Source organism: Algibacter sp. L3A6 (assembly GCF_009796825.1).
Classification (GTDB): domain Bacteria; phylum Bacteroidota; class Bacteroidia; order Flavobacteriales; family Flavobacteriaceae; genus Algibacter.
The window spans coordinates 2,583,023-2,606,499 of the sequence record NZ_CP047030.1 but is presented as its reverse complement, the minus strand read 5'-3'; the positions used below and the strand labels follow the sequence as shown (position 1 = coordinate 2,606,499).

General features: G+C 34.6%; 19 protein-coding genes. 2 read left to right on the top strand and 17 right to left on the bottom strand.

The features are described from left to right. Positions 1–47: 47 nt before the first annotated feature. The 17 genes from argH to GQR98_RS10900 all read right to left on the bottom strand — a co-directional run bounded on the left by argH (position 48) and on the right by GQR98_RS10900 (position 18,423). Entirely contained in the window at positions 48–1,322 is a 1,275-nt protein-coding gene (gene argH, locus GQR98_RS10980) for an argininosuccinate lyase (RefSeq protein ID WP_159019534.1), read from the bottom strand. An 81-nt stretch (positions 1,323–1,403) separates the two neighbouring features. After that, positions 1,404–2,474, bottom strand: coding sequence for a M20 family metallo-hydrolase (locus GQR98_RS10975; RefSeq protein WP_159019533.1), 1,071 nt, complete (start codon positions 2,472–2,474; stop codon positions 1,404–1,406). Between the two features lie 2 nt (positions 2,475–2,476). Then, on the bottom strand, positions 2,477–3,256 hold the full coding sequence (gene argB, locus GQR98_RS10970) for an acetylglutamate kinase (protein ID WP_159019532.1): 780 nt from the start codon (positions 3,254–3,256) through the stop codon (positions 2,477–2,479). Continuing rightward, positions 3,257–4,195: an acetylornithine carbamoyltransferase gene (locus GQR98_RS10965; protein ID WP_159019531.1), complete on the bottom strand. Its 939-nt coding sequence runs from the start codon at positions 4,193–4,195 to the stop codon at positions 3,257–3,259. Between the two features lie 100 nt (positions 4,196–4,295). After that, entirely contained in the window at positions 4,296–5,060 is a 765-nt protein-coding gene (gene proB, locus GQR98_RS10960) for a glutamate 5-kinase (RefSeq protein WP_159021139.1), read from the bottom strand. Between the two features lies 1 nt (position 5,061). After that, a complete protein-coding gene (locus GQR98_RS10955; protein WP_159019530.1) occupies positions 5,062–6,255 on the bottom strand; it encodes a glutamate-5-semialdehyde dehydrogenase in 1,194 nt (397 codons plus the stop codon). Between the two features lie 137 nt (positions 6,256–6,392). Next, positions 6,393–7,550, bottom strand: coding sequence for an aspartate aminotransferase family protein (locus tag GQR98_RS10950; protein WP_159019529.1), 1,158 nt, complete (start codon positions 7,548–7,550; stop codon positions 6,393–6,395). A 2-nt stretch (positions 7,551–7,552) separates the two neighbouring features. Beyond that, complete coding sequence (gene proC, locus GQR98_RS10945; protein ID WP_159019528.1) at positions 7,553–8,347, bottom strand: pyrroline-5-carboxylate reductase; 795 nt, start codon at positions 8,345–8,347, stop codon at positions 7,553–7,555. A gap of 243 nt (positions 8,348–8,590) precedes the next feature. Continuing rightward, a complete protein-coding gene (gene argC, locus GQR98_RS10940; protein ID WP_159019527.1) occupies positions 8,591–9,574 on the bottom strand; it encodes an N-acetyl-gamma-glutamyl-phosphate reductase in 984 nt (327 codons plus the stop codon). Between the two features lie 85 nt (positions 9,575–9,659). Beyond that, positions 9,660–10,841 carry an argininosuccinate synthase gene (locus GQR98_RS10935; RefSeq protein WP_159019526.1) on the bottom strand — a complete coding sequence of 394 codons (1,182 nt, stop codon included), beginning with the start codon at positions 10,839–10,841 and terminating at the stop codon, positions 9,660–9,662. 30 nt (positions 10,842–10,871) lie between these two features. Continuing rightward, positions 10,872–11,444, bottom strand: coding sequence for a GNAT family N-acetyltransferase (locus GQR98_RS10930; protein WP_159019525.1), 573 nt, complete (start codon positions 11,442–11,444; stop codon positions 10,872–10,874). Between the two features lie 458 nt (positions 11,445–11,902). Beyond that, on the bottom strand, positions 11,903–12,880 hold the full coding sequence (locus GQR98_RS10925; RefSeq protein WP_159019524.1) for a ThuA domain-containing protein: 978 nt from the start codon (positions 12,878–12,880) through the stop codon (positions 11,903–11,905). Between the two features lie 13 nt (positions 12,881–12,893). Continuing rightward, positions 12,894–13,685, bottom strand: a complete 792-nt coding sequence (locus GQR98_RS10920; RefSeq protein WP_159019523.1) for a DUF1080 domain-containing protein — start codon at positions 13,683–13,685, stop codon at positions 12,894–12,896. Next, positions 13,685–14,737, bottom strand: a complete 1,053-nt coding sequence (locus GQR98_RS10915; RefSeq protein ID WP_159019522.1) for a sugar phosphate isomerase/epimerase family protein — start codon at positions 14,735–14,737, stop codon at positions 13,685–13,687. Before GQR98_RS10915 ends, GQR98_RS10920 begins: the two co-directional genes overlap by 1 nt. Before the next feature lie 128 nt (positions 14,738–14,865). Further along, complete coding sequence (locus tag GQR98_RS10910) at positions 14,866–16,014, bottom strand: Gfo/Idh/MocA family protein (RefSeq protein WP_233267996.1); 1,149 nt, start codon at positions 16,012–16,014, stop codon at positions 14,866–14,868. 6 nt (positions 16,015–16,020) lie between these two features. Then, the gene (locus GQR98_RS10905) at positions 16,021–17,193 is read right to left on the bottom strand and encodes an MFS transporter (RefSeq protein ID WP_159019521.1); all 1,173 of its coding nucleotides are present in this window, start codon (positions 17,191–17,193) and stop codon (positions 16,021–16,023) included. Between the two features lie 198 nt (positions 17,194–17,391). After that, positions 17,392–18,423, bottom strand: coding sequence for a helix-turn-helix transcriptional regulator (locus GQR98_RS10900; protein ID WP_159019520.1), 1,032 nt, complete (start codon positions 18,421–18,423; stop codon positions 17,392–17,394). Positions 18,424–18,635: 212 nt separating this feature from the next. Between GQR98_RS10900 and GQR98_RS10895 the strand changes: the two genes are divergently transcribed. Further along, positions 18,636–21,461, top strand: a complete 2,826-nt coding sequence (locus GQR98_RS10895; protein ID WP_159019519.1) for a TonB-dependent receptor — start codon at positions 18,636–18,638, stop codon at positions 21,459–21,461. A gap of 107 nt (positions 21,462–21,568) precedes the next feature. Next, positions 21,569–23,470 carry a DUF1080 domain-containing protein gene (locus tag GQR98_RS10890; RefSeq protein ID WP_159019518.1) on the top strand — a complete coding sequence of 634 codons (1,902 nt, stop codon included), beginning with the start codon at positions 21,569–21,571 and terminating at the stop codon, positions 23,468–23,470. Positions 23,471–23,477: the final 7 nt, after the last annotated feature.

The following is a 23,477-nucleotide window of genomic DNA, read 5'->3' as shown; positions in this document are numbered from 1 at the left end:
AATTACGATACAACTAGAAACAACAACAAAATCTGTTTCAACTAAAATTAAACAGGGAACTTAGCACGAATTTTATCTAAACATAAGTTATGGATACTTCCGGCATGTGTGTGCTTTTTAGAGGTATCAGGGACATAAGTACCATCTTGTACCTGCCCGCCAATTTTTTGGTAAGCCTCTCTAAAACTTTGTCCTTCTACAACCAAAGTATTTATATTATCAACTGTGAAAAGGTATTTATACAAATCGCTATTTACATCAACGTCTTTCACAATAATTTGTTGAATAGAATAGTTAAAAATATCCAAGATATCTTTTAATTCTTCGAAAGCAGCAATCATGTTTTCCTTCAATAATTGGTAATCTCTGTGGTATCCACTTGGCAAATTATTGGTTATTAAAACCATTTCACCTTGTAAGGCTTGTATTTTATTACACTTACCTCTAATTAACTCAAAAACATCCGGGTTTTTCTTGTGTGGCATAATGCTACTTCCCGTTGTTAATTCGTCTGGAAAAGAAACAAATCCAAAATTCTGACTCATATATAAACAGGTGTCCATTGCAAAACGAGACAGTGTATTACACAAACTTCCTAAAGCCATAGCAATAGTGCGTTCGTTTTTACCTCGCCCCATTTGTGCTGCAACCACATTGTATTTAAGTGTTGCAAACCCCATTTCTTTAGTTGTTAATTCTCTATCGATAGGAAAAGAGCTTCCGTAACCTGCAGCCGAACCTAACGGATTTTGATCTACCGTTTTTATAGCAGCATCTAATAGAAACACGTCGTCTATCATTAATTCTGCGTATGCAGAAAACCACAACCCAAAAGATGATGGCATAGCTACTTGCAAGTGCGTATAGCCGGGTAAAACCTTATCTTTATAAGTATCAGCTAAATCTAAAAGTGTATTAAAAAGTGTTTTAGTTTTATCTTTTATAACACTCAAATTATCTTTATAATATAAATGGCACGCCACTAAAACCTGATCATTTCTAGAACGTGCTGTGTGTATTTTTTTTCCAACTTCACCTAATGATTTGGTAAGTTCGAATTCAATTTTAGAGTGTACATCTTCAAACTGCGCGTTGATAACAAAAGTACCATCGGCAATTTGAGCTTCTAGCCCTTTTAAACCACGTAATAAATCGACTAACTCTTCAACAGAAATAATTCCGATTTTTTGAAGCATTTTAGCATGTGCACGCGATGCAATTACATCGTACTTTGCAATATGAATATCAATTTCTCTATCGTTTCCAACAGTAAATTGTTCTATTTTTTTATCTATTGAAATACCTTTATCCCACAACTTCATCTTAATACTTTTTTTTCTGTTTCCGCGAAAGCGAAAATCTATTATTTTAAAGAAAGAAGAACAATCTACTTTCCATTTTTTTTATTTTACGATAACCTTATCTAGTAATTTAATATACAAATCGACACCTTCTACTATTTCATGTAAATGAATAAATTCATCTGCTGAATGCGAACGCGTACTATCTCCAGGCCCTAATTTTAAAGATGGGCACGTTAATGTGGCTTGATCGGATAATGTTGGCGAACCATAAGTAGATCGTCCCATTTCGATACCTGCTTTCACTAAATCGTGATCCATTGGAATACAAGATGAATTTAAACGTAAACTACGTGGTGTAATACTTGTACACGGCGCTTTTTCTTGTAAAATCTCAGCGATTTCTGTATTAGTATATGCATCGTTTACACGTACATCGACAACTAAATCGACATGACCAGGAACCACATTATGCTGAGAACCTGCATTAATTTGCGTTACCGTTAACTTCACATCACCTAAAGCTTCAGAACCTTTTTCGAACTTAAAATCTTTAAACCATTGTAACACTTCTATGGTGTTATAAATAGAATTATTATCGTTTGGATGTGCCGCATGACTTGGCGTTCCAGCTACAACAGCATCAAAAACCACAAGTCCTTTTTCAGCTACAGCTAAATTCATTAAAGTCGGTTCACCTACAATAGCCACATCAACGTGAGGTATTACAGCCAACATACTGTTTAAGCCATTTGGGCCACTGCTTTCTTCTTCCGCGGAAGCGACAATAACCAAATTGTATTTTAAATTAGCATGATTGTAAAAATGAGTAAACGTCGCTATTAAAGAGACCAAACATCCTCCAGCGTCATTACTACCTAAACCATACAATTTACCATCTTCTACAATGGCTTTAAAAGGATCTTTAGTATATGCTGAATTTGGTTTTACGGTATCATGATGTGAGTTTAAAAGCAATGTTGACTTACTCTCATCAAAATGCTTGTTTACTGCCCAAACATTATTTTGTGTACGTTTAAAATCAATATTATAACGCTTAAACCAATCTTCTATATGTAATGCCGTTGGATCTTCTTCCGAAGAAAAAGACTGTGTTTCTATCAGCTTTTTTAAAAGTGAAATGGCATCATTTGTTAAATCTTGCTGCGTCATTTTTATAAAGTTATTTTTGTGAAATTATCATTTTCTTGGGTTAACATTTCTGTATTCCCCATGTTTATTGTGCTAACGCCATTTTTCAAAGCAGCAAAGCAGTTTTCTAGTTTTGGCAGCATACCATCGGCAATAATACCTTTTGCTAACAAATCTTGATACAGGTTGGTATCAATATGTTTAACAACTGAATTTTTGTCGTTAATGTCTTCTAAAACCCCGTTTAATTCGAAACAATAATAAATAGATGTTTCGTATAATTTACTCATTCCAATAGCCACTTGCGAGGTTATAGTATCGGCATTTGTGTTTAATAATTGCCCATTACCATCGTGGGTAATAGCACAAAATACCGGTGTAAAATCGGCTTGAATTAATTTATCTATAGAGTCGTGAGCGACGCTTTCTACATCGCCTACAAAACCAAAATCAATATCTTTCACAGGGCGTTTAACCGATTGAATACTATTAATATCTGCACCTGTTAATCCAATAGCATTGGTATTTAAAGCTTGAAGTTTGGCAACAACATTTTTGTTAACCAAGCCACCATAAACCATGGTTATCACCTCTAAAGTTTCGGCATCGGTAATACGTCTGCCATTTACCATTTGAGACTCAATTCCTAATTTTGATGCTATATGTGTAGCACGTTTACCGCCACCATGCACTAAGATTTTCTTACCTTTTAAATTAGCAAACAACTTTAGAAAAGCTTGTAATGAGGTTTCATCTTCAATGATGTTCCCTCCTATTTTTATGATTGATAATTTTTCTTTCATCTATAAGTTTTCTAAAATCTTCTTGAGTACTAATTGCGCTGCAAAGGTTCTATTATTTGCTTGCTGAATCACTAAAGAGCTATCACTATCTAAAACGGCATCTTCCACAACTAAGTTCCGTCTAACCGGTAAACAGTGCATAAATTTTGCTTCACCAATTTTCTCTTTGGTAATCATCCATTCCGGATCAATATTATCAACTAAACCATAATCCTCATAAGAACTCCAGTTTTTTGTGTACACAAAATCGGCATCTTTGAAAGCGTCTTCTTGACTGTGATAAATTGGCGTATCGCCCGTAATTTCCGGGTTTAAATTATAACCTTCTGGATTTGCAATTACAAACTCCACATCCATTTTTCTCATGGCTTGCGTAAAACTATTTGCAACCGCATGTGGTAACGCCTTAATATGTGGCGCCCAACTTAACACAACTTTTGGTTTAGCCCCCTTAGCGTGCTCTGCAATAGTAATAGCATCGGTTAAACCTTGTAATGGATGACCTGTAGCACTTTCCATGCTTATTACAGGCACTGATGCAAACTTTTTAAAAGACTCTAAAATATGTTCACTTTCATCCAATGCTCTATCGGTTAAACTTGGAAATGCACGAACTGCAATAATATCGCAATATTGAGATACCACAGCGGCAGCTTCTTTAATGTGTTCGGCTGTACTACCATTCATAACAGTGCCATCGCCAAACTCGATTCCCCAAGCATCGCCTGAAACATTCATTACAATAGGATTCATTCCTAAATTTAAAGCCGCTTTTTGCGTGCTTAAACGCGTACGCAAACTAGAATTAAAGAATAATAAACCTAAGGTTTTGTTTTTACCTAATTCAATGTCTCCTAACGGATTTTCCTTTAAGGCTTTCGCTTCTTCAATCCAAGTATGGATGTTATCGATATCGTTAATGGATGTGTAATGTTTCATTTTTTAAACTTATTTTTTAAAACTTTCTTGGTTTCAGAAACCTAAAAAAGTCTTGTACTTTAATTATTTATTTCAGGCTACATTCGCCTAAAAATTTTTACTATTTTATTTTGGTAAAGGGCACTTTATTATCAAAAGCATTAGTTATAAAACCGTCTTCCAAACCGTTTACAATCCAAGTTTCGATGTTCGCTTTTTTGGTAACGGCGACAGCCTCAATTTTAGACTCCATACCTCCACTTCCGTGGGAAGATTTAGAATTAACCACTTGAGCTCTTAAGCCATCAAAGTCGGTAACCTCAGCAATAGTTTCAGGAACACCTTTCTCTATTGATTCTTTAGTGTAAATTCCGTTAGTGTTAGTTGCAATTATAAGTAAATCCACCTCTAAAAGAGAAGCTGTTAAAGCGGCTAATTTATCGTTATCACCAAATTTAATCTCATCGGTAGCTACCGTATCATTTTCATTGATAATAGGAATGTAATTGTTTTGAACCAAAACATTTATGGTGTTTACAATATTGGTTTTACTTTCCTGTTTTTCAAAATCGGAATACGATAATAAACACTGAGATATTAATAAACCGTATTCTCTAAAAATTTCTTGGTAAATACGAATTAAATGTGGCTGACCAATAGATGCCAAGGCTTGTTTTACAAAAACATCTTCCTGCTTACTTTCTAACTTTACAAACTGTTTTGCTACAGCTATTGCGCCAGAACTTACAATTATAAACTCGCAAGTATCTTGAAGTTTTGCTATTTGATTCGCAACATCTTCAATTTTACCACGGGAAATATTGTTGGTCTCTTTGGTAAGTGTATTAGACCCTATTTTTAATAAAATTCGTTTCTTTTTCTGCATGCTATCTTGTTTGTCCGTTACCATGAACATACCATTTATTGGTAACTAAATGCTGCAAACCAATTGGTCCGCGTTGGTGTAATTTATCTGTACTGATAGCCAATTCGCCACCTAAACCTAATTGCCCACCATCGGTAAAACGTGTGGACGCATTATGGTAAACTGCTGCCGTATCTACATTTTCCATAAACATTTTAGCTTCGTCATTATTTGTAGTAACAATAACAGAAGAATGTCCTCCAGAATATTTATTAATCGTGGCAATAGTATCTTGGTTAGATGCTATTTCACCAATAAGTATTTTATAATCTAAAAATTCTTTATACCAAATATCATCCGAAGTAATTGCTTCTACCTCATGATTTTCTGATATACTAGCATCACCTAAAACTTCAATATTTGCTTCTTTTAATTTTGCAATTAATCGATTTACAAATGTCGTTTTATCTGCAAGATTTTTATCAATTAAAATTTTATCAACCGCATTACAAGCCGAAATTTTAGATTTCCCATTCATAATAACATCAATAGCAATATCTAAATCGGCTGCTTCGTGTACGTAAACAAAATTATTACCCCGACCACTAATAATTACTGGGCATGTAGCATGCTCTTTTACAAAAGCAATTAACCGCTCGCCACCACGTGGTACAATTAAATCTACTTTTTGAGTTGGTTTTTCTAAAAAAGCTTGAGTTTCTGTACGGTTAAATTGTAAATACTCCACCCAATCGGTTGATGCGCCTTGCTCTTCTAAAGCTTGGTGCCATAATTCTACAATTTTTAAGTTTGATTTTAAAGACTCTTTCCCGCCTTTTAATAAAATCTTGTTACCCGATTTAAAAGCAATTCCAGCTGCTTCTACAGTAACATCTGGACGCGATTCATAAATAATTAAAACCGTACCAAACGATGCCGTTTTATTATAAACCTGCATCCCGTTATCATGCTTAAAACTAAAACGCTCCACACCTACGGGATCATCTTGCGAAGCCAAATGCGTAACAGATTTTATCATTTCATCAACTTTAAAATCGTCTACCTTTAATCGGTCGAACATCGAAATATCGTCACCTTTATAAGCTTCTAAATCTGTTTTATTTATGCTAATTATCTCCTGACGCTCCTGTTCTAAAAGCTTTGCCATTTTTAATAAAACAGCATTTCTAGTTTCTATGGATAATAGGGTGTTCATTTTTTAATATTCAGTTTTTCAGTTGGAAATATATTTGGTTGACAACGATTTTATTTATGTAATTTCTCCTAAAGTCGAAATGACAAAACACTTAATATAACAACCTATATTTCTTTCTATTCTATATTTTATTTCCTCTACGAGTTATTCACTTCTAATTCCTCAACCTCGTTTAAAACTTCAACTAAAGCTTCAAAAAACATATTAATATGCTCTTTTCTAATGGTTAATGGAGGTAAAATTCTCAACAAGTTTTTATTCATGGCACCACCAGTAAAAATATGATGCTTATATATTAACTCTTTGCGTAAATCGCCAACTTCAAAATCGAACTCCAAACCAATCATTAAGCCTTTACCTTTTATGGCTTTTATCTGCGGAATCGTTTTAGCCAGTTTCACAAAATAACACGACATCTCGTTTACGTTATCCATTAATTTTTCGCCTTCAATAACGCTTAAAACAGATAAACCAGCAGCACAAGCCAAGTGATTTCCACCAAACGTAGTACCTAACATACCAAATTTAGCTTCGATGCTTGGGTGAATTAAAATACCTCCTATTGGAAAACCATTCCCCATACCTTTCGCTATAGAAATAACATCTGGCGTTACATTATAATGCTGAAAAGCAAAGAATTTTCCCGAACGGCCATAACCAGACTGAACCTCATCGGCAATAAAAAAGGTATTGTTCGCTTTACAAAGCAAATCTACCTGCTCAAAAAATTCGGCAGTACCTTGATCTAAACCTCCGACCCCTTGTATAAACTCAACAATTACGGCACAAACATCGCCTTTTTCAAGTTCTCTTTTTACACCTTCAATATCATTTAAAGGTAAAATAGTTACGGCTTGTTGCGCGTTTATAGGCGCTATAATATTTTTATTATCGGTTACTGCAACAGCTGCCGATGTTCTACCGTGAAATCCATTGCTAAAAGCAATAACACGTTTTTTATTTGTTTTAAAAGATGCCAATTTTAAAGCATTCTCATTTGCTTCTGCACCAGAATTACACAAAAACAACTCGTAACCTTCACAACCAGAAAGCGTTTCTAATCTTTCAGCCAGTGTAACCTGCAAAGGGTTTTGCACGGCGTTAGAATAAAAACCGAGCGCAGCAACCTGATTAGAAATCGCTGCCACATATTTTGGATGTGCGTGTCCGATAGAAATTACGGCATGACCACCATAAAGATCTAAATATTCGTTTCCTTTTTCATCATAAACATAAATGCCTTTGCCCGATACAGGCGTAACATCATACAACGGATATACATTAAATAGTGGCATAACTAATTATTTTTTATCTGGTTAATTTTTTCAAAAGACGCATTTATTCCTTTTATCAGCGACGAACTTAAACCGCGGTGTTCCATTTCATTCAAACCTTCAATAGTACAACCACTAGGTGTAGTTACACGGTCTATTTCCTCTTCTGGGTGCTTACCCGATTCTTTCAATAAACTAGCTGCGCCAAAACACGTTTGCATCGCTAGTTGGTGAGCTTCGTGTGCCTCAAAACCTAATTGAACCGCTCCTTGCGTTGTTGCACGAATTAAGCGCATCCAAAAAGCAATACCACTCGCACAAATTACTGTAGCGGCTTGTAATTGTTCCTCCGGAATTTCCAACGAAGTACCCAAACTATTAAAAATAGCCATAGCTAAATCAATTTTTTCCTTTCCTTTTTTATTGGTAGAAATACAAGTCATTGATTGTCCCACAGATGCCGCAGTATTCGGCATAGCGCGTACCACGTAATTATCTTCACCCACAATAGCCTCAATTCTAGCAATAGCAAATCCGGTAATTACCGAAATTAAAACATGTGCTTTAGTTAAATGTGGTTTCAGGTCGTTTAATATACCTTCAAAATGTCTTGGTTGAATAGCAAAAATTAAAATATCTGCATGTTTTACAGCCTCAACATTATCTGTAGTTAACGTTACTTTTTCCGAATTATCAAAATCCTTTAAAGCGCCTAAGTTTCGTTTTGTTAAATACAAACTCGTCAACGCTTCCGAGCTTAACAAGCCCTTTGCAATAGACTGGCCCAAGCTACCTGCACCAATTATGGCTACTCTCATAATGCCTAATTTTATATAAGTTCTTCTTCATTTTCGTGACAACGAAAACTTCATTTATCAGTTCTTTTTTGGGGTTACCACAAGTAGCGAGCTTTATTCGTTGATTTCTATTTTAAATTATAGAACTCATAAATACAAATATTTCACTACTCGCTCCTTTCCGCTAATCGAGGAGTTCAAAACTTACCGATCCATCACTAACGCACCACTGTTATGTGCTTACTCAAATTCTAAAATGATATTCTAGAAATAAGTAGCCTTTAAACCTAAGCCGGTAGTTTCTTCTAAGCCAAACATCAAATTCATGTTTTGCAAAGCTTGTCCCGAAGCTCCTTTTAATAAATTATCGATAATACTAGTCACCAATAATTTACCGTTATGCTTATGTAAATGTATTAAACATTTATTAGTATTTACTACTTGTTTTAAATGTAATTGATCATCCGATACAAAAGTAAATTTAGCGTCTTTATAAAAATCTTTATAAATCGTTTTTGCATCTTCAACAGTACCTTCAAAATCGGTGTAAAGTGTTGCAAAAATTCCTCTAGGAAAATCACCTCTATTTGGCATAAATAAAATCTCAGTAGCAAAATCACTTTGCAATTGCTTAACCGATTGATTTATTTCACCTAAATGCTGATGCGTAAATGGTTTGTAATAAGAGAAGTTATTATCTCTCCAAGTAAAATGTGTTGTTGCAGATAACGATGTTCCTGCACCAGTAGCACCTGTTACAGCATTAATGTGCACATCTTTATTTATCAAACCTTTACCAGCCAAAGGCAACACCCCTAACTGAATTGCTGTTGCAAAACACCCCGGATTTGCAATATAATTTGCAGTTTTAATAGCTTCACGTTGTAATTCCGGCAAACCGTAAACAAATGTTTTACCATCAAAATCCTTATCGGCTTCTAATCTAAAATCATTTCCTAAATCTATAATTTTTGTATTATCAGAAAACGTATTATTCGATAAAAACTTCACTGAATTTCCGTGACCTAAACATAAAAATAAAACATCTACATTTGGGTTAACAGTATCGGTAAATTCTTGATCTAACGTTCCTACTAAATCTTGATGTATTTTACTTATTTTGTTTCCGGCATTCGATGTGCTAAACACAAAATTGATATTTGTATTTGGGTGATGGATTAATAAACGAATTAACTCACCAGCCGTATAACCAGCACCTCCAATAATTCCAACTTCAATATTTTTCATTATATACTATTTTTGTTCATTTCGCCGTATTAAAATTATGTAGTTTCTTAATACTTCGAAATAACTCAATTATTCAATTCAAGTTCTATTCCTGAGAATTTACTTGTCTGTATATTTTATTTTGGTTTCCGAAAATCTTAATAAATCCTTTAGCATCATCTGCCGTCCAAGCCTTGTTTTCTTCACCGTAAGTACTAAACTTACTCGACATTAAATCGTGATCTGAAACAATACCATCTAAAGAGAAGTGATAAGGTTTTAAAGATACTACAACATTACCAGAAACCATTTTCTGAGAACTTTGTAAAAATGCTTCCGTATCTCTCATTACTGGGTCTAAATATTGTCCTTCATGCAAATGCATACCATAAAAACTAGACAGATAATCTTTATGTTGTAATTGCCATTTTGTTAATGTATGCTTCTCTAACAAGTGGTGTGCTTTTACTGTAATTAAAGCAGCTGCGGCTTCAAAACCAACACGTCCTTTTGTTCCAACAATAGTATCTCCAACGTGAATATCTCTACCAATAGCGTAAGCCGAAGCGATATTATTTAAGTTTTCAATATTTACTTCCGGAGCATTTGTCTCACCATTTAGCGCAACAAACTCACCATTTTTAAAAGTTAGCGTTACTTTCTCTTCTCCTTCTTTTTCTAATTGAGATGGGTAAGCTTCACTTGGTAAAGGTTTTTCAGACTTTAAAGTCTCTACACCACCAACACTAGTTCCCCAAAGGCCTTTATTTACAGAGTATTTTGTTTTTTCCCAAGGCATATCAATTCCTTCAGATTTTAAATACTCAATCTCTTCTTGTCTTGTTAATTTTTGATCTCTAATTGGTGTAATAATTTTAATATTTGGTGCCAATGTTTGAAAAATCATATCGAAACGAACCTGATCATTACCAGCTCCAGTACTACCATGCGCAATATATTCTGCATCAATACTTTTAGCATACTCTATAATTTCAATTGCTTGAATAATACGTTCTGCACTTACAGACAATGGATATGTACCGTTTTTTAAAACGTTACCAAAAATTAAATACTTCACTACTTTTTGATAAAATGTAGCTACGGCATCAATATTTTTATAAGTTGAAACACCCATTTTATAGGCATTACTTTCAATATGCTTAATTTCTTCAGTTGTAAAACCACCAGTATTTACACTTACAGCGTGTACATCATATTCTTTTGATAAACTAACGGCACAGTAAGATGTATCTAATCCTCCACTATATGCTATGACTAATTTTTTCATTGTATAATTTTATATAACTTATTCTATAATTTAAATTTGTTTTAATTGACCTATTTCAGACTTGAAACAATCATTAACGTAATATTTGAAATTCAATTCATCACGTAATTTCCCCAACTTTTCAAGTTCTTCAACTAATCCCGGAGACATTTTAGCCAGCGTAACGTGCGTCATCCCTATTAATTCGTTATAGTGATGTACTTTAGGTGTTTGTGCAACAGAAATAAGAAAGGTATCGGAAAACAACTCGGTCATTCTAGACATTAGTAATAATCCAAGGTTACAATTACGGCAATCGCGATCTACCCATAGAGAAGTACGTTCGTAAACAGAGTGGCCTTTTACATGATGCTCATGAACAAAAATATGTCCATAAATTCTATCATTTTTTTTCAATATAAAACAGCCGTTTTCAGCACGAGTTCTTAACATCTCGACATCTACATAATATAACGTAGCAAGCTCTTTAGATCGTTCTGAAATTAATTCTAAAGTTTTATTTGAAAGTTTATAAACTAGCTTTATTTCTATCTCTTCCTCGGAACAATAGGCCTCAGCTTTCTCTATAACACTTTTGATGTCTGCGTTCAATATAGTATCCATTTTACAATACCTTTAAGGTATATTTTTACTTCATTCAAAATCAATAAATGACTTTAAAACAAATTATTAGCTTAAGTATTAAATACTTAAAAAATCCTTTTAAAAAAAATAACGAAACTTGGAAAGCGAATAGCTTTCTTAATTGAAAAGCCCCATGGGGCGAATTTGAGGAATACGCACAACAGTTGCTTTAGTATTTGCTACTAAAACAGAAGAGATAAGAGATATGTTGTTTCCTGTTTTCACTGAATAACTACCTTAAAAATTAACTCTAAATCGTCGGCGTGAGCCCCTTTCGTTAATATAAGCCGCAAAATTACAACTAATTATGGATTACACAACATTAAACATAAAAAATAGAGTAGATTTATATTTAATGTTGTGCAATTATATTAATCTGATATTTTTGCTATCAAAAACATTAATAAATTACTATTTCTTGAATAATTCAATAGCCTCTATTTTGCTAAATTGAAATTTCTTGTAGATACATTATCGGCAGATGGAAAATCTGCTGGCAATTCTGTTTGAGTCACTTTATTAGTTGCAGCCCACTCTACCCCGCGTTTTAACAAGGCTATAAAACCAACACACTCAAATGATTTTGTATCGTGCCCCAAAGTAGTATGGAATATTCGGCCTTTACCATAGTTTATAACCATGGCTACAGGTTCTTTTTGTTCCAACTCTGGCTTTTTCTTAGTAGATACAGCAGTAGCTAAAATGGTTACATTTTCGGCTGGACCTCTTAAAAACGCATAACATTCATCTGGGGCATGCATCCAAACCTTTGGCATACCTTTAGTAATTGGATGCTCTGTATTGTAGTTAGTTACAGCAAAAGCCTCTCTTTTACCATGCGTTCCGCCATTACCCGGACTGTAATCTTTTTTAGGCTTATTGTCTTTATCAATATATAGGTATGGACCATGCTTTTCCGTACGTCCTCCCCAACCACCAATGGCAATCATTTCGTTATAAGCCGTCCATTCTGGAAAACTATTGTCAGCTGCATGTACACTCACAAAACCACCTCCTTTTTTAATATATTTTTCAAAATTCTTTTGTACTTTATTTGGCCACGAAGCAGCTTTATATCCAAAGTTAGAAATCACTACATCATATTTTGAAAATTTAGGATTAAAATCTGGATCCGTTTTCGGCTTGCCTTCAATCCCTTCTTCAACCTTTGCAAATCCTAACCATTCTTTATTTTGCTCACTATTATTTAAATATTTAGTTCTAGCAATATCTACAGTAAACATACCTGTTTCTTCAAGGTACTGCTTCATCATAATTGTTGATTTTGGCCAAACGGTATGATTATTTTGTCCGTCTACAATGAGCACTTTTATTTTACTTTTAATTGGATTACATGAATAGCTATTGCTAATAAAACAAAGACTAATTAGTAAAACAACAATACGATTTATCATAATTTCTATTTTTTTATAATTCTCTAACCCAAATATTTCTATAACTCACACTGCTATTATCTCTGTGGTCTTGCAACTTAATTGGCGCTTTTCCGTGTGGTTTATTTTTAGGCCACCCAATAAACTCTGTAGTTCCTTTAATTTCGTAATGATCTTGTATTAAAACACCATTATGAAGTACAGTTATTGTGCCAGCTTCTGTTTTTTCTCCCGCTTCATTAAACACAGGTGCATGATAAATAATATCATAAACATTCCATTTGCCAGTTTCTGAAGATGCTTTAGCCAACGGAATACCCTGCTTATATATAGAACCAACTTGGCCATTTACATACGTTTCGTTCTCATTATTATCTAAAACCTGCACTTCATACCTGCCTTGAATAAACACGCCACTATTAGAACGACTTTGTCCTTTTCCTTTTATTTCTTCGGAAGATTTCCATTCTATATGAAGTTGCATATCACCAAAATCACGTTTGGTTTGAATATCCCCTGCCTTATTTTTAACAGTCATGCTTTTATCAGGATTTAAAATCCATTCCACACCTGAAGCATCAGCAGAGGACTCCCATTCATTGAAATTTTTACCATTAAATAATACAATGGCATCCGACGGAATTTGAGTCTCCTCATCCACCTCAACAACTTTAGGTTTAGGCTCCCAAACTTCGGTTTCCGCAGGCTTTGTAGGTTCTATTACACCTTCCGTAGTTTCAACCTGTTGTTTAGAATCTACCGGCACAAGCTTTTGACTACAAGACGCGAAAACTAAAGCTATTAAAATAATTAAACCTTTATTCATTAAATTCCGAGTATACTTTTTAAATAAGCTTCATCTGGCTTCGCACCAGCAAAATCATCAAAACTACGCTCGGCTGCCTCAATAATATGTTGCTGAATAAAAGGCGCACCTTCTCGAGCACCTTGAGCCGAAGATTTAATACAGCATTCCCATTCCATAACCGCCCAAACATCACAATCGCATTTAGTAAGTTTTGTAAAAATACTTTTGAAATCGACTTGACCATCACCTAAAGATCTAAAACGGCCTGCGCGATCTTGCCAATCCGAGTAACCTCCGTAAACCCCTTGTTTTCCAGACATATTAAACTCAGCATCTTTAACATGAAAAGCCTTTATACGCTCGTGGTAATAATCTATAAATTTTAAATAATCTAATTGTTGCAATACAAAATGACTTGGATCGTAAAGAATATTAGCACGTTTATGATTTCCTGTTGCCTCTAAAAAACGTTCAAAAGAAACTCCATCGTGCAAATCTTCACCTGGGTGCAGTTCATAACAAATATCTACCCCTTGCTCATCAAAATGATTTAAAATAGGCAACCAACGGTTTGCTAACTCCTTAAAGCCCATTTCCACTAAACCTTGCGGACGTTGTGGCCAAGGGTACATAGTATGCCAAAGCAAAGCACCCGAAAACGACGCGTGAGATTTTAAACCTAATCTACCACTTGCTGTTCCCGATTTTTTAACAAAATCTATAGCCCATTCCGTTCTTGCTTTTGGATTTCCTTTTACAGCATCGGGAGCGAAACCATCAAACAAAGTATCGTAAGCCGGATTTACAGCTACTAACTGCCCTTGTAAATGTGTAGACAATTCTGTTATTTCTAAACCATAAGAATTAACTTTTCCTTTTAAATCATCGCAATAGGTTTGACTTTCCGCAGCTATTTCGATATCGATTAATCCCGTTTCCCATGTTGGAATCTGAATCCCTTTATATCCTAAATCTGCAGCCCATTTACATAAGTTATCTAAAGTATTAAATGGCGCTTCACTTCCTGCGAATTGCGCTAAAAAAATTGCTGGTCCTTTTATTGTTTTCATATTTTATCTTATTTTTTTGGCGTTACCCAAGGGTCGGGCTTTCTCTACTCGCTCCCTTTCGTTGGTCGGGGAGCTTAAACAGGCCGTTCAATCCCTAACGCAGCATCCGCCAATAGTAGTTTATATCGTTATTCTATTTTTGTCCAAGCAGCGTTCTTTTTATCACTTTCAACGGCTGCATAAATAAATTGCATCCCTCGAATACCATCTTTCACCGTTGGATAATCTGGTTTATCAATAGTTTCACCATTTAAAACAGCCATTAAATGCGTCGCAAAATTCTTATAAATAGTTGCAAAAGCTTCTAAATATCCTTCTGGGTGTCCTGCCGGAATACGAGAAACGTTTAGAGCTTCTTCATATAAATTATTACCATTTGGTGTAAATATTTTAACAGGCTCTTCTAACCAATGTGTAATTAATTGGTTCGGATTTTCTTGATGCCATTCCAAACTTCCTTTTTCACCATAAACCTTAATAGCTAGATTATTTTCTTCACCTAAAGCAATTTGCGAAATAGACATGGTGCCTTTAGCTCCATTCTCCATGCGTAGTAATAAATTACCATCGTCATCAAGCACACGGCCTTCTCCAAACTTTCCTAAATCTGCAGCAAGTTCTTCAATTTTTAGTCCTGTAATATATTCAGCCAAATTTTCTGCATGCGTTCCAATATCTCCTAAAGCTCCGCCAATACCCGATTTACTAGGATCTACTCGCCAAGATGCTTGTTTCTGTCCGGTTTGTTCTACTGCCGTAGACAACCAACCTTGCAAATATTGTACTTGTATTTTTCTAATTTTACCCAAATCACCTTTAGCAACCATAGCTCGCGCTTGCTTTACCATGGGGTGCCCTGTGTAATTATGTGTTAAAGCAAAAAGTTTCCCGCTTTTTTCGATTATAGTTTCTAACGCGATGGCTTCCTCTAAAGTTAACGTCATCGGTTTATCGCAAACCACATTAAATCCATGTTCTAAAGCTAATTTTGCAGGAGGAAAATGCATATGATTTGGTGTTACAATGGAAACAAAATCCATACGAACACCTTCAGGAAGTTCCTTTTCTTTTAAAATCATTTCCTCAAAACTACCATAGCACCTATCTTCTGGAAGATATAGTGCTTTTCCTGATGCTTTAGACTTTTCTTCATTACTACTAAAAGCCCCGCAAACTAATTCTATCATGCCATCGATGGCTGCGGCTCTGCGGTGTACATCTCCAATGAATGATCCGGTGCCGCCACCTATCATTCCCATTCTTAATTTTCTTGTCATAACTACTTATGCTTGTTCTGTTTTATTTCTTTTTTTCATATAAAAATTTAAACCTAAAAAGGCCACAATAAGAATTGCTGGCAAAATAGACATGGTTCTTAAAGCTTCAGAAGCGTTGGCATCATCCATCAATTTCCCCATAATTGGTAATACTAACGATACAGAAAACATACCTGCTCCACCCATAATTGAAAGCCCAAGCGCTCCTGTTTCTGGTAAATATTCTGCCACAAAGCCTAACATGGTTGGCCAAAAGAATGTAACGCCAATAGCAAAAACTGCTGCTGCAACAAAAGTCATTCCACCACTAGTTACCGTTAACAACCATAAACCTATAAAAGTGAATATTGCCGAATATAATAACATTCCCGAAGGTTTTAATCTATGTACAACTTGCCCAGCGAACAGTCTCCCTAGAGCCATAATACCGTTGATAAACGCTAAAACTAACAGTGGTACTGCAACAGATTCTTTTAAAAGTGATTCTATACGTTGGGTTGTTCCTAACTCTGAAGCTGCTGTTAAAAGCATGCAAAACACCATAAAGATGAATAGCGGTTTCCCGACGCTAGAGAACATTTTTTTATTACTAATCCCCATTTGGACACGCTCGGTAACCGGAAATACTTGTCCAAAAAACAATACGGCATACAGTACTAAAGGTATAAATAACGTTGAAACCATAATTTGCCAACTTAAGCCCATAACATCCATAACGAGCCATCCTACAATAGAACCAATTACAATACCACCAGGGAACCATACATGAAATCTATTTAGCATTTTTGTTTTTTCATTAGTATACATCGATGCTACCATTGGGTTTAACGCTGCTTCTACCATACCATTACCGATACCAACAAATAGTGTTGCTAGAAATAAAGAAGTCATTGAATCGGCCATAATAGTCCACACAATTCCTATGGCATGCATAGCAAAGGCAATCCAGGTAATTTTTTTAATCCCGAGAAAATCGACTAAAGGTCCGCCAAAAATCATGGCAATTGTAAAACCGAAAAAAGCTGGTGTAAACGCGTAACCAATTTGTTCTAGTGTTAGCCCAACGCCTTCAGGTCCAAAAACAGTTTCTAATCGTGCGCGAATGGCAAATGTCATTGCCGTTGTAATTAATGCTAAACAACTCGCAAGAAAGAGTCGCTTCTTATTAATGTTTTCCATTTTATAAAATTTAGTTTAGTTTGGTTGGTATAGAAATTACAGACTCCTATTTATCATTACACCCCATAACCGTTACTTTATAAAAACGTTATAAAGTACAGACTTTAAGTATTGGAACAAAAAAGCACAGTAATTTCTACCTAGTGAAAATATAAAATAGAATTTTAAATAGCGTGTATTATTATTCAGTGAAATAATTTAAACACAGTCTACCACATTTACAGCATACTTTAACCTATAAGTATTAGGCGAGCATTTTTCATGCTTTTTAAAAACCGTTGCAAAGTATTGGCTTGTTGCAAAACCACACATATAGGCCACTTCTGCAATAGTCAACTCGTTGTTTTCTTGAAGGATTTTTTTAGATAAATCCAAACGCTTCATGGTAAGATAGCGCATAGGCGTTACATTAGTTAAACGCTTGCAATGGTGCGTAAACCTTGTTACTCCCACACCTGCAGATTCTGCCATTAGTTCTACAGTCCAATTTTCGGATAAATTATTCACCAATTCATCTAAAAAGAATTTTACACTTCGTGAACTATCAGTTAGTTTTTCATCTAAAACAACATCGTCTGTATTTAATAAATCGAGTAAAAGAATTAATAAATAATTGACTAACAGCCTTATTTTAGAAGCATTACTCCCATTTTCATCGGTATTGATTGCCTTGTTAATCCTAAGAAAACAATCGCGAACTGTTTGATCGGTTTTCCAAATAGATTTTTCATTCTGCCTTAAAATAGTAGTTAATCGTCCTAAATCACTCGACGTTAATGTGATCCAATCTGGCCAAGCCCATTCTTGATGAGGCCTTCGCACGCCTAAATCGATAATAACCCAATAAAATTTCCCCATACCAACATATGGATTTCCAACTTTATGAGCTTCCCACGGACGTGTAATTGTTAAATGATTTGGAGTAAGCAAAACCTCTTTATTTTCCTGAGAATACGGCATAGTGCCCGATTCTAAAAAATGAAACTCAATACCTTCATTGCGGTGCCAGTCTAAACCCCAATCTTGCGGTTCGTTTGCATCCCAATAGCCAATACTGTTTAGCCCCATGGTATTTTCATCCAATCGATCGCCAGGATAAGTATGCCTAGCTAAAGCTTTAAACTTTATTTTTTTTCTGTTAAACGCATCAATTAATGGCAAACAAGTATCTGCATGGTATACAATACCATCAGCCTCATAAGGTTCAATATTTATTTTGTTTACTTTCACTGAAATTATTTGAACATTAGCACCACGCAAAATACACATTTTTTATGAATTAAAAATTTGCCTTTCATTAAAATTGGAACAGGACGTTATTTATTACCAATTGATAGATCTGTTTGAATCCTTTCAGTGATAATATATAAACAGTAATGCGGATAAATTTTATAAATTTGTGATTCAAAAATCAACCAACTATTTTTTACTCTCTATAACTTATGAATAGCATTAAATTACTAATATCAGTTTTGATATTGGCACAAACCTTATTAATTAACGCACAATCATCTCTTAACGGAACAATTACAGACAGCAACAATAACCCTATATCTGGAGCTACTGTTTTTTTAAATACAGAACCAATACTTTTTAGCATTACAGATTCCGAAGGCAAGTATTACTTAACAAATACACCTACGGGAAATTATATTTTAAGCATTTCGCATTTAGGATTTAAACCTATTAATGATAATGTTAGCTTAAACGGTAATAACACCGAGTTATCGTACAATTTAGAGAGCGACTTATTAAACCTACATACCGTAGTTATTACAGGGAATTTCACGCCTACAATACAATTAGAATCGAGTACCTCTGTGAGCACTTTAAATACTAAAGACTTAAAACAAATAGTTCCGCAAGGCACTGCAAACTTATTGCAGAACATCCCTGGAACTTTTGTTGATGCTTCTGCTGGAGAAGTTTTTACAAGAGTTTACACACGTGGCGTTTCGGCTGCAGCCGAAGATGATATGGGCTGGTATTACGTGTCTTTACAGGAAGATGATTTACCTGTGAGTTTAGTACAACACTCGTACTATGGTCCAGATTTATTTCATCGTGTAGATTTAATGACAGCAAACGTTGAGGCCTTAAGAGGCGGTAGCGCATCCATAACAGCCATGAATGCTCCTGGAGGCGTTTATAATTTTATTTCTAGACAAACGAACTCAAAAGAATTAACTGGTGAAGTACAATTACAAACTGGTATTCAAGGTGAAGGCAATCCATATTACAGAGCAGATGCTGTTTTAGGTAGCCAATTAGGAAATAATTGGAGTTTTAACGCTGGTGGACATTACAGACATGATGAAGGTGCAAGAAATACAGATTTTACGTTTAGTAAAGGCGGACAATTTAAATTCAACTTAACTAAAGTAAACTCTCGTGGATACTTTAAACTTTACGGAAAATATTTAAACGATTATACAAATAGATATAACGGTGTTGCGGCTACAAACTGGGACAATCCTGAAGCTGCTTTTGGACAAGACTTTAACTCCTCTGCCCTATTAATGCCTTCTTACAATGCATCGATTCCTGATGGTCGTTATTTAGAAGATGGTAAAACAAACAGTTTTAATCCATCAAAAGGTGTACATGCAAAAGATTTAGCGGTTGGGTTAGATTTGTTTCAGAACCTAAACAATAATTGGTCTATAAAAAACAACATGAAGTTTTCGACCAAAAATGCAAATTGGCAAACCTCAATCAGTAACGCTTTTGTATCATTGAGCGACCCTACAACGTATTATTTACCAAGTAACGGGAACCCTTTTCCTGTTGGCCAAATTGTATTTAAAAATGCTCAAACTGGAGCCGAAATGGCAAGAATTGATAACAGTCCTATTTTTGCAGGAAGTCCAATAAACTATTTAACCGATAGTACACTACCTAACGATGCTGTTTTGGGCACATCGACTTGGTATAAAGACAACAATGCCGATGAGTTTATGCAACAATTAACTTTATTGAAAACTTGGGACAACCACGATTTTAGTTTTGGTTTTTCTACTGGTATATCTAATACTTCCGTTTTTACACAAGGTAGTTTTGCATTTTCTACTTATGAAAATAACCCAACCATGTTAGAGGTTACTTTAGAAAACCCTGGTGAACCGGTTCTATATTTATCTGATGAGCATGGTGTAAGTAACTATGGTGGTTTATTTTTCACAAACAGTCGTGCTGATGTTTTTCAAGCAGCTACGTTTGTTAATGATATTTGGAAAATTTCTGATAATATCCAATTAGATTTAGGACTTCGTTATGAATCTATATACCATAAAGGCAGTAATGACCGTAGCGCTCCTTTTACACAAAATGGAGGTTTAGATGCAGATGAAACCACTATTTATGATAACAATATTTTACAACCAACAGGTGAACGTGATTCGTTTAATTTCAACTATAATTACTTATCATATTCAGCAGGTTTAAATATCAAATTAACCGAAGATACGTCTCTATTTGGACGTTATTCAAGAGGAAACAAAGCACCAGAATTAAATTATTATTTCAACAATTTTGCTAACGTACCTATTATTAATGCAGGTGAAGTACAAAAAATAAAACAAGCAGAATTAGGATTGAAATCAGCTTTAAAAGATTTCTCATTTACAACAACACTTTTTTGGAGTGAATTAAAAAATATTGGAGTTTCTAATTTTGAATTTGATGATAGTACAAGCAGTATTTTTTATACGCCAATACAGTTTAACAACTCACAAACATTTGGCTTAGAATGGGAAACCATTTACAACCCTATTCAATATTTAACCTTTCGTTTTAATGGTGTTTTACAAAACCCAAAGGCAAGAAAATGGAATATTTATGACGCAGCAGGATCTGTTGATATAGCAGATGATAGTATTATAAACTATTCTGGAAATAGATTACCATTCAATCCAAAATTACTATTTAATCTATCTGCAGAATTTCAGAAAGACAAAGTATCATCTTTCATTAAATGGAAATACACAGGCAAGCGTGAAGGTAACGTAGCTAACGCTTTTCAATTGGCCGCTTACAGTGTTTTTGATGCAGGTATAGGCTACCAAATAAACAAGAATTTAAGCGCTCGCGTATTAGCTAGCAACCTTTTAAACTCTGACGGACTGGCTAACTTTTTTGGAGCAAATTCTTTTGGAGCAAATGCCAATGGAGTAACTCAAGACTACATTAACAACAACCCAGATGCTAGTTTTATTGTTGTTCCTATTTTACCAAGAAGTACCATGTTAACACTTAATTATGCGTTTTAAGAACCATATTTTGCATATAATAAGCCATATGAACAACGGGTAACAACTAAAAGCAGATACTTTTACGCAAGTCAAAAACAACCAACTTTATCTAAACAAATAAGCATATGAAAAACAAACTCCTTTTTCTTTTTGCTATTTCGTTGATAATTTCTTGCGAAAAAGAAGAAACAAAACTGCTAGAAACTGTTAATGAAAAAGAAGAAACACTTAACGCATTACCGTTTACTAATATTGAATTAGAAGACTTATCTCATTTTAAACCAACTGCTGAAAATTGGCAAATAGCCGGAAGTGTAGTGGCTAATAGAAGTAAAGAAAAAACACTTACACCATACAAGGGTAATGGCATAGTAGTAAACAAAAACGACCAAGAAAAAAACAAAAATTTACTTTCAAATTTTGAACATGGTGATATTGAGCTAGAGCTTGATGTAATGATGCCCATAAAGTCTAATTCGGGTATTTATTTTCAAAGCAGATATGAAATTCAGCTATTTGATAGTTGGGGTGTAGAACATCCTAAATACAATGATATTGGCGGTGTTTATCAACGATGGAACAAAGATGCTGAAAAAGGGAAAGAAGGTTATGAAGGGCATTCGCCTTTAGTAAATGCTGCTAAAGCTCCTGGTTTATGGCAACATTTAAAAATTATTTTTCATGCACCAAGGTTTAACGAAAAAGGCGAAAAAATTAAAAACGCTTGGTTTGAAGAAGTTAGGTTAAATAATATTTTAATTCAGAAAAACGTAGAAGTTACGGGATCTACTCGCGGTGGCGCGGCAAAAGAAGAAGTGCCTTATGCTCCTTTAATGATTCAAGGTGACCATGGACCTGTTGCTTTTAAAAACATAAAATATAAACTTTATGAAGACAAAAAAATTGGCATCGAAAAATCTGAGCTTAAAATTTACGATAATTCTAAAAAGCTTTCTGTTGTAAAAAACATAGAAGATCTTAAACTTCTTGAAACGTTTACAACGGATTCTATTTCTCCTTTAATGAGGATTGATGTAAGAGATCAAAAAGTATTAAGTTACTCAGGGAAGCTAGACATACCAACATCTGGTGACTATTTATTTGAAGCTGCGGTTAATGGCGGTACGTACTTAATCATTGAGAATGATACTGTAATGAAAATGAATGGCGACTTTGATATGAATACGACACAATTTAGTAAAGTTCATTTAGAAAAAGGCCAAGTTACTTACAACCTTGTATACAACAAGCCCGTAATATGGCGGCGTGGTTTCGACTTTTTTGTTGAAGGACCAAAAATGCAACGTTATTCATTATTAAAAACAGGAACTTCAACTTTAAGCAAGAACAACCCAATAAAGCCAATTACCTTAAACGTAACAGATAAACCACTTACACAACGTAGTTTTTTAAACCACAAAGGTGTTAAACGCTCGCATTGTATATCTGTTGGATTAATTGAAAGACTGAATTATAGTTTAGATTTAGAAACAGGCACTTTACTCCATGTTTGGAGTGGTGATTTCTTAGATGCTACACAAATGTGGCACTCCCGAGGAGAACATCAACGCGGAGAACCTATGGGCTTTCCTATTTCATTACATGGCGATTTAGATTTCGCTTCATTAAATTCTAAGAATGAGGCATGGCCGAAAGCCTTAGGTAACAACCAAACATTTAAACAAATTGGTTATGAATTTAAAGATGATGGCTTACCAATGTTTTCATTCGAAATAAATGGAAATGAAATATCGCATAGCTTTAAAGCCTCTGCAAAATCAAAAAGAGGTATCGATCGAGTAATTACTTCTAATTCAAAATCTTCAATGTGGCATAAAATTGCAGACGGACAAAGTATAACAGCATTAGAAAATAATACGTTCATTATTAACAACGAAAGCTATTATATTGCTTTTCCAGAAGGAGAAACGATTAAACCAATTATTAGAGACAGCAATGGAAAAAATGAATTACTTATAGAAATCCCTGAAGGACATTCAACAATAAGTTATACTATAATCTGGTAAACTAAAA